This is a genomic window from Hydrocoleum sp. CS-953, assembly GCF_002260545.1.
Taxonomy (GTDB): domain Bacteria; phylum Cyanobacteriota; class Cyanobacteriia; order Cyanobacteriales; family Microcoleaceae; genus Trichodesmium.
The window spans coordinates 1-9,795 of sequence record NZ_LGSU01001314.1 but is presented as its reverse complement, the minus strand read 5'-3'; the positions used below and the strand labels follow the sequence as shown (position 1 = coordinate 9,795).

The 9,795-nt window shown below is 33.8% G+C and carries 4 protein-coding genes; 3 read left to right on the top strand and 1 reads right to left on the bottom strand.

What is annotated here, in order from left to right:
- Positions 1 to 3,029: 3,029 nt before the first annotated feature.
- Positions 3,030 to 3,989 carry a putative 2-dehydropantoate 2-reductase gene (locus AFK68_RS24015; RefSeq protein ID WP_094675701.1) on the top strand — a complete coding sequence of 320 codons (960 nt, stop codon included), beginning with the start codon at positions 3,030 to 3,032 and terminating at the stop codon, positions 3,987 to 3,989.
- Between the two features lie 2,070 nt (positions 3,990 to 6,059).
- Complete coding sequence (gene dnaK, locus AFK68_RS24010) at positions 6,060 to 7,976, top strand: molecular chaperone DnaK (RefSeq protein WP_094675699.1); 1,917 nt, start codon at positions 6,060 to 6,062, stop codon at positions 7,974 to 7,976.
- 370 nt (positions 7,977 to 8,346) lie between these two features.
- On the opposite strand, the gene AFK68_RS24005 is transcribed toward dnaK, so the two are convergent.
- Complete coding sequence (locus tag AFK68_RS24005) at positions 8,347 to 8,619, bottom strand: hypothetical protein (protein ID WP_094675697.1); 273 nt, start codon at positions 8,617 to 8,619, stop codon at positions 8,347 to 8,349.
- 446 nt (positions 8,620 to 9,065) lie between these two features.
- Between AFK68_RS24005 and AFK68_RS24000 the strand changes: the two genes are divergently transcribed.
- Complete coding sequence (locus AFK68_RS24000) at positions 9,066 to 9,572, top strand: DUF4112 domain-containing protein (RefSeq protein ID WP_094675695.1); 507 nt, start codon at positions 9,066 to 9,068, stop codon at positions 9,570 to 9,572.
- The last annotated feature ends 223 nt before the right edge of the window (positions 9,573 to 9,795 follow it).

The following is a 9,795-nucleotide window of genomic DNA, read 5'->3' as shown; positions in this document are numbered from 1 at the left end:
TAGTGGTAAATTTTGTATCAAAATTACATTTTGGAGCAGTATCATGGAAATGTTTCAAAAGGCAGTATCTATACTAGCTTTTTTATCTATCGGCTTCTCTTTAACAGAAGCATACCTCAAATCAAATCAAATTTGGAAGCGAAAACATGAGCGTTTAGTAGTAGAAAGTATATCTGTTACGGCACAATTAGTTTCTTTATTTCCCTTATCTGTTTTTTCACTTAACTATCTTTTTGAAAGACAATATGTAGGTTTAATAGACAGTACAATATTTGCTAGTTTGGCAGTTTTCAATATAATTGTAGGAATGTCATTCTGGGTTCCTGGAGAAAGAAAAAAAGGATTCTGGACTTTAATCAAAGAAACCCTTAATTTTGAAAGAAAAGAAGCTGGAGATTTAGCTAAATCATTTTTAAAACCTTCAGGAGCTAAAAAAATCATCAATATTTTAAGTCAGATAGCTATGATTGATGAAGTGCTTGACCCCAGAGAACAAGAATTTATTCAATCATTTACTGACCATTGGGATATTAATTTTTCCTGGGAAAATTTAACTACAAATAAAGGGGCAGATGGTGCTATAAATATGATAAATTTACGTCAGGATGTCACTGATTATTTAGCAACTTCTCCACCACNAAAAGCTAGTTCTGGGAGAATTAGATGGCTTACTTTCTGAATATATTAGTCAAGAACCAAATGCTGCTAGATATCATGTAATAGTAGTGCCACAAAACGAACGACAAGTTCAAGTAGTGACGACTTCACTATCAGAATTAACAAGATATGAAGTAGGAGAAGGATTTGCTTATCATAGTAATCCATTTTATTCAAAAGAATATGCAGATGTAATCTCTGATGGTTATCGTAGTCTCAATCTTTTCAGCATTGTTACTTTAACTCTTCCTAGTCAAATAAATTCTATAGTTTCTTAGGATGAATCACCAAATTAATCAATTTTTAGAGAAATAAATGGGGATTATTCAAATAATTTAAACTGAAAAAATATTCTTGAAAAATTATGTTTTTCTATTTTTAATAATATTTATAGTATCATCTTTTTATATCGGCAAATTGTTGATGTAGTGGTAAATTATGTATCAATCATGATTACATTTTGGAGCAGTATCATGGAAATTTTTCAGAAAGTAGTATCTATACTAGCTTTTTTATCTATAGGTTTTTCTTTAACAGAAGTCTACCTAACAGCTAACCAAATTTGGAAGCGAAAACATGAGCGTGTAGTTGTAGAAAGTATATCTGTTACAGCACAATTAGTTTCTTTATTTCCCGGATTTATTTTTGCACTTAACTATCTTTTCAATGGGGAATATGTGGGTTTAATAGACACTGTATTATTTGCTGGTTTGGCAGTTTTCTATATNTTGTAGGAATGTCATTATGGGTACCTGGAGAAAGAAAAAAAGGCTTCTGGACTTTAATCAAAGAAACCCTTAATTTTGAAAGAAAAGAAGCTGGAGATTTAGCTAAGTCATTTTTAAAACCTTCGGGAGCTAAAAAAATTATCAAGATTTTAAGTCAAGTAGCTATGATTGATGAAGTGCTTGACCCCAGAGAAAAACAATTTATTCAATCATTTGCTGACCATTGGGATATTAATTTTTCCTGGGAAATTTTAACTACAAATAAAGGGGCAGATGGTGCTATAAATATGATAAATTTACGTCAGGATGTCACTGATTATTTAGCAACTTCTCCACCACNTTTAACTACAAATAAAGGGGCAGATGGTGCTATAAATATGATAAATTTACGTCAGGATGTCACTGATTATTTAGCAACTTCTCCACCACAGAAATAAGTATCAGAATTAAAAGATATTATCCATGCTCTAGTGAATATTGATGAAGAAGTTTCCGAAAAAGAAAAGCTAATTATGGGAGAATTAGATGGTTGACTTTCTGAATATATTAATCAACAGCCAAATACTGCTAGATATCATGCAATAGTAGTGCCACAAAACGAACGACAGGTTCAAGTAGTGACTACTTCACTACCAGAATTAACAAGATATGAAATAGGAGAAGGATTTGCTTATCATACCAGTCCATTTTATTCAAAAGAATATGCAGATGTAATCTCTGATGGTTATCGTAGTCNTAGTGCCACAAAACGAACGACAGGTTCAAGTAGTGACTACTTCACTACCAGAATTAACAAGATATGAAATAGGAGAAGGATTTGCTTATCATACCAGTCCATTTTATTCAAAAGAATATGCAGATGTAATCTCTGATGGTTATCGTAGTCTTAATCTTTTGAGCATTGTGACTTTAACTCTTCCTAGTCAAATAAATTCTACGGTTTCTGAGGATGAATTACCTAATTAATTTATTTTTAGAGAAATAAATAGGAATTATTAAAAGAAAGTATTTAAACTGAAATATATATTCTTGAAAAACTATATTTTTAGTTTTTTAATTTTCAAGAATATTGATGGTTTCCTGATTAAATATCAAAGGATTGACAGATAAATATTTGAGCAATTTTAGAGCTTGAAAAAGTACCAGCTTTTCAGTCGCTCAAGCTGAACAAGTGAGCCTAAAATGGCGTAATAGGAGGCAGAAAAATCAAGGGACTATTCTTGTCACTACCTACTCTATAACTTCCATTCCTCTTGACTATTCCCCTATACTAAAAGACTTTTTCAGCCAAACCTATTTATAGTCTCATAGCGGTTTTCATTAACACATAGCAATATGATTCTAAGTTGTGAGATATTTAGATAATTTTAGGGAATAGAGGTAAGGATTTAGCTTTTGCAAAGAATCAAGCAACTCTAAGCTTATCTGATTACCAATTTAATTTCCTGTGGAATCCTGTGCAAACATAACTTTTAATTCTCTTGAGAGACTAATTCCTTCTTTTGTATATTAAAAAAATAATAATTAAAAGCTGATAGCTGACTGCTGAATTATTACCAATAGAGAAGAAGAAAAAAATGTATTTTATGAATATGATAACTGCTATATTCTATACTTTTAATAAACATCTCAATTTTTCTCAAAATGTCAAATAAAACTTATGCAATTATTGGCACTGGGGCTGTTGGTGGATTATACGGTGCAAAACTGCAAAAAGCAGGTCATAAAGTTAGTTTTTTACTGCGTAGCGACTACCAACAGGTTCTGGAAAAAGGTTTAATTATCGAATCAGTGGATGGAGATTTTACTCTACCAGAAGTAGATGCTTATAACGATGTAAAAAAAATGCCAAGTTGTGATGTAGTTGTTGTGGCATTGAAGGCAACGCAAAATTATCTTTTGCCAGAATTATTACCACCATTAGTAAATAAAAATACTGTGGTTTTGCTCTTACAAAATGGTATAAATATTGAACCAGAAATTTCCCAGATTATAGGAAGTAATACCTTAATAGGTGGGTTATGTTTTGTCTGTTCTAATAAAGTAGGAGCAGGTAAAATTCGCCATATAGACTATGGTATTATTACTATTGGGCAGTATTTGCCTAACTATACAGCAGCAGGAATTACAGAAAAAATTCGTGAAATTGCTCAAGATTTTGAACAGGCAAATATTCCAATTGAGTTGAGCGAAGATTTACTTTTAGCTAGGTGGAAAAAGTTAGTTTGGAATATTCCTTATAATGGTCTTTCCGTGGTATTAGATGCTAGAACAGATGAAATTATGGCTAATACAGATACGCGGTTTTTAGCAGAACAATTAATGTGGGAAGTGTCAGCAGGAGCAAAGAGTTGCGGGCGAATAATAGATGACCGCTTTATCCAAAAAATGCTCGACTATACAGAGCAAATGAAACCTTATTTAACCAGTATGAAACTAGATTATGAAGGGAAAAAACCTTTGGAAGTTGAAGCAATTGTTGGTAATCCTTTACGGATGGCAAAAGAGGCGGGAGTTGATTTACCAATAATTTCTATGCTTTATCGACAGTTGAAATTTTTAGATTCTAGGAATCGGTCGGATAGTAAGTTTTTGCACATTTAAAAAAATTGATATTCGGATATGTTTAATTAATTGATAATGGATAATTAGAGTATGTTTAGAGTTAGATAGAAATAGGTAGAGAAAATTATAGATTTACAAAACTATTTCATTAAGTAGGTATACAAAATTAATTACACACTTAGCAAAGCTGAATATATTGCTTTGTCAAGATTAGATATAATTGGAATAGGTAAATAATTTTGTTTGGGTACTTATGAATTGTTTATTATCAATTATCCTTTGGTAAAAGTAGTAGTAGCAATCTATTTCTTCTATTAATAACTGCTCCTAAATCTACTGTATTAAACCTAAACTTCTAATACCAATGCGGTTTAAAGATGTCACAAATAGTTTCAAAACCCATAAGTAAAATAATTTCCTTAAATTATTATTGTGGCATCAAAGTTTTGAGTCTATAAAATCTTACTTTTGATTTTTAACTTCCATGAAACGGTATAACTTTACCTCAAAACTTATATCATGTTCGGATAATCAGTTATGAATAAAATTTCAGCTCTGACAGTATGGAAAAGATATTAAATTTCTACTTTTATGCTGAATCCTTTCTCTAGCAANAATTATTATTGTGGCATCTAAGTTTGGAGTCTATAAAATCTTACTTTTGATTTTTAACTTCCATGAAACGGTATAACTTTACCTCAAAACTTATATCATGTTCGGATAATCAGTTATGAATAAAATTTCAGCTCTGACAGTATGGAAAAGATATTAAATTTCTACTTTTATGCTGAATCCTTTCTCTAGCAATTATTACTCCTTGATAATTATTTATAAGTATTCAACCGAACATGAGATTAGTATCAAAAATCAGCAGGAATTGGGAAAAATAACGGTTGCGAATATGAGCAAATAATTCAGTATTTATGTTCTTAATATATAAGCATTCAGCAGTCAACTATCAGCTAGAAGGAGGGATTATATCTAAGGAAAATTAAAATTTGTATTTGCGTAGCATTCCGCACGAAAAGCTGAATGCTAATAGCTGAATACTTACCTTAATATTTTCCTGATAATTTGACAAATAGGAAAAGTCAATGAACATGATTTATACTCTATAAATACCAGGTGAATTACTAAATTTTATACTACTTTTATTTAATCTTATACCAATTCACTTTAAAGATGTCATAAATAGTTTCTACTGTAGTGTCAAAGTTTTGAGTTTACAAAATCTTAATGCATGACTTTTGACCTTTGAATTCCGTGAAACAGTATGACAAGATTTAGATGTGAAATAATTTCTACTGTAGTGTCAAAGTTTTGAGTTTACAAAATCTTAATGCATGACTTTTGACCTTTGAATTCCGTGAAACAGTATGACAAGATTTAGATGTGAAATAATTTCTACTGTAGTGTCAAAGTTTTGAGTTTACAAAATCTTAATGCATGACTTTTGACTTTTGAATTCCGTGAAACAGTATGACAAGTTTATATAGGGAATGTAGGATCGAAAGATACCTATTATTTGCCTATTCCCTTATTTCATAAGTAATACTATTTTCAAAAAAGGCAGTTACATCGGAATTGTTGATTTATTCCTAGAAGAAAAAAATATAAATTCCATAAATTCTGGAAATCAAACCTTTTTTCTTCTTTAATATTTATGTTTTTCTTCCCACTGTTCTCTGTTCCCTGTGTCGTGACTGTAGCAATATTTTGTGAAATTGGTATAACTAATGTAAACCGGATTTAGTATCAAAAAGCGATCGCTAGACGGCAAACACAACACTTAACTTACGGTTTGCCACAATGACAGTAATTGCTTCTTAGCCCTAAATTAGAGAGGGAAAAGAGACAAAAGTATATAAAAAAGTGCCTCAAATTATCACATTCCATGATGTTCGGTAAATACGCCTTCATGGAATCCTCTAACTAACGACAGTATAGATATAAGTAACTTAATCTTAAGACTGTATTTAAACTGGACTTACCTTAAACTCAAACTAAAACTATTGAGCTTAAATATTAGTCCTTAAGTCAATCAAAACAATAGAGTTGACATTGACAAATAAGCAAAAATTTTGTATTTAATGGAGTAAAAACACTGTTATGGCAAAAGTAGTCGGAATTGACTTAGGTACAACAAATTCCTGCGTTGCGGTTATGGAAGGTGGTAAACCCACAGTTATAGCTAACGCTGAAGGCTTCCGTACAACTCCCTCCGTAGTAGCTTATGGCAAAAAAGGAGAACAACTTGTAGGTCAAATCGCCAAGCGTCAAGCTGTGATGAACACCCAAAACACCTTCTACTCAGTCAAGCGGTTCATCGGACGTAGATTTGATGAAGTAACCCACGAAACCACTGAAGTTTCCTATAAAGTTCTCAACATTAATGGTAATGTTAAATTAGATTGCCAAGCTTTAGAAAAACAATTTGCCTCAGAAGAAATTTCAGCCCAAGTCCTGCGTAAACTGGTTGATGATGCTAGTAAGTATCTTGGGGAACAAGTAACGCAAGCCGTAATTACCGTACCTGCTTACTTTAATGATTCCCAAAGACAAGCAACCAAAGACGCTGGTAAAATTGCTGGTGTGGAAGTGCTGCGGATTATCAACGAACCAACTGCAGCTTCTCTAGCTTACGGTTTAGATAAAAAGAGTAACGAAACTATTTTAGTATTTGACCTTGGTGGTGGTACATTCGACGTTTCCATACTAGAAGTAGGTGATGGTGTATTTGAAGTATTAGCTACTTCTGGTGATACTCACCTTGGTGGTGACGACTTTGATAAGCAAATCGTTGATTATCTAGCTAGTGAATTCCAAAAAGCAGAAGGTATCGACCTCCGTAAAGATAAACAAGCTCTACAACGTTTAACAGAAGCAGCAGAGAAAGCCAAGATTGAACTTTCTAGTGTTACTCAGGCAGAAATTAACCTACCATTTATTACTGCCACCCAAGACGGACCTAAGCACTTAGATATAACTCTTACCAGAGCTGAGTTTGAAGGTTTATGTTCCGAGCTGATAGATCGCTGTCGGATTCCTGTAGAAAATGCTATCCGGGATGCCAAATTAGATAAAAAAGCTATTGACGAAGTAGTATTAGTTGGTGGTTCCACTCGAATTCCAGCAGTTCAAGAAGTTGTTAAGAAAGTTCTAGGAAAAGATCCTAATCAAAGTGTTAACCCTGATGAAGTGGTAGCTGTTGGTGCTGCTATCCAAGCTGGTGTATTAGCAGGTGAAGTTAAAGATATTCTCTTGTTAGACGTTACTCCTCTATCTCTGGGTGTGGAAACTCTGGGTGGGGTAATGACAAAAATTATTCCGCGCAACACTACTATTCCTACCAAGAAATCAGAGGTATTCTCAACTGCTGTAGATGGTCAGACAAATGTAGAAATTCATGTGCTACAAGGTGAGCGGGAAATGTCTAATGATAACAAGAGTTTAGGAACTTTCCGCTTAGATGGTATCCCTGCAGCTCCTCGTGGCGTACCTCAAATTGAAGTTACTTTCGATATTGATGCTAATGGTATTCTGAATGTAACTGCTAAGGATAAAGGTACTGGTAAGGAACAGTCTATTAGTATCACAGGTGCTTCTACTCTACCAGATACAGAAGTCGATCGGATGGTTAAAGAAGCAGAAGCAAATGCTGCTGCAGACAAAGAGCGTCGTGAGAAAATTGACCGCAAAAACCAAGCTGACTCTTTAGCATATCAAGCTGAGAAGCAAATTGAAGAGTTGGGAGATAAAGTTCCTGAAGCTGATAAGACTAAAATTGAAGGTTTGATTAAAGACTTGCGGGATGCTGTTGCTCAGGAAGACGATGAGAAGATTACATCTCTGACTACTGAATTACAACAAGCTCTCTACACTGTCAGCAGCAATATGTATCAACAAGCTGATGGCGCACCTGCTGATGGTGCTGCACCCAATGGTGATGCTGGTGCTTCTTCCTCTTCCTCAAGTGCTAGTGGTGGTGATGATGTAATTGATGCTGATTTTACTGAAGCAAAGTAGTCTATGACTCTTATGGCAGTTTTGACTTAGGTAGACCAAAGTAGAGATGTTCCATGGAACATCCCTACAAAGTTTTACAGCGCTTTCAGATTCCTGAACCACGTTGAAGTTTCCTTACTAAGAAACAATCAAAATATTGAGGAATTTTCCCCCCGAACAATGTCAGAAAAATTTTCATTCTGTGAAGCACCAAATTCTGACTTTTGATCCCTCGAATCTTTGCATCTATAACCTGCCGACAAAATCATCAACCTCTTCATTTTCTAAAGCTCCCAAAAAAAATCTTGGGGATTTGGGGTTCCATCCTGGCACAAATTGTGATATGTTAAAGTTTAACTGGGGTTACTCGCCCATGTACATGACTTTTTATTCAACCAAAATTGATAACTAAGGAGCGATCGCAATATTGAGGAATTTTCCCCCCGAACAATGTCAGAAATATTTTCATTCTGTGAAGCTCCCAAAAATGCTGGCTTTTTCCCACTCGAATCTTTCCATCTTTTACCTCCCGTACCTCCCGAAAAAAATTACCAACCTCCTCATTGTCTAAAGCTCTCCCAAGATTTTTTTTTGATTTGGGGTTCCATCCTGGCACAAATTGTGATATGATAAATTTTAATTGGGGTCGTTCGCCTTTACGCATGACTTTTTATTCAACTAAAATTGATAGCTAAGGAGCGATCGCAACATTGAGGAATTTTTCTTAGGAGCAATATCAGCCAGAATTTCATTGTGTGAAGCACCCGAATGACTGTTTCCCGCTCGAATCTCTCCCTCTATAACCTCCCGACAAAATTATCAACCTCTTCATTGTCTAAAGCTCCCAAAAAATCTTGAGGATTTGGGGTTCCATCCTGGCACAAATTGTGATATGATAAAGCTTAACTGGGGTTACTCGCCCATGTATATGACTTTTTATTCAACTAAGTTATGCATTTAGCTGCACTACATGAAAGGGGGAGCCTAGCAGCAGCCATAACACTCAGGTTGTAGAAAAGAAAATCAATGTATAAAGATACTAACAGGACTTCTATAAAAGAATGGCTGAATGCTTACAATAACTGATAACTGACTAACTAATAACTGACAATGGCAAAATCTTCTCCCACTCCAAGTCATCAATCTAAAGTAGCTAAGGTTAGAGAATTGCGTAAACTTAGCGACTTACTTGATAATGCTATTCGTGTTCCTGGTACATCATTAGGTATTGGTCTCGATCCAGTGCTAGGGTTAATTCCTGGTGGTGGAGATGTTTTGGGAGGGCTAATTTCTGTTTATATAGTTTTCTCTGCTGCAACTATGGGATTACCCAAAGAGACTTTAACACGAATGGCTACTAATATAGTATTTGATTCACTAGCTGGTATTGTACCTGTTTTTGGGGATTTATTTGATGTTGCATGGAAAGCAAATTCTAAAAATATGGATTTGTTAGAGAGTCATTTAGAATCTCCTCAAGTTAGTAAAAGTGCCGATCGCTGGTTTATTTTTTTAGTTTTAGGTGGCTTGATTTTATTTGTAATTGCTATTGCTGCGTTGGGTGTTTTTATTATTAGTTTATTGGTCACAATAATCCAGTTTATTATACCAGGTTAGGGAGATAAAAAATGGCTATAAAAATTGCACTTTTTAATCATAAGGGTGGTTGAAATAATTAATAATTAATAATTAATAATTAACAATTNAGTTTATTGGTCACAATAATCCAGTTTATTATACCAGGTTAGGGAGATAAAAAATGGCTATAAAAATTGCACTTTTTAATCATAAGGGTGGTTGAAATAATTAATAATTAATAATTAATAATTAACAATTACCT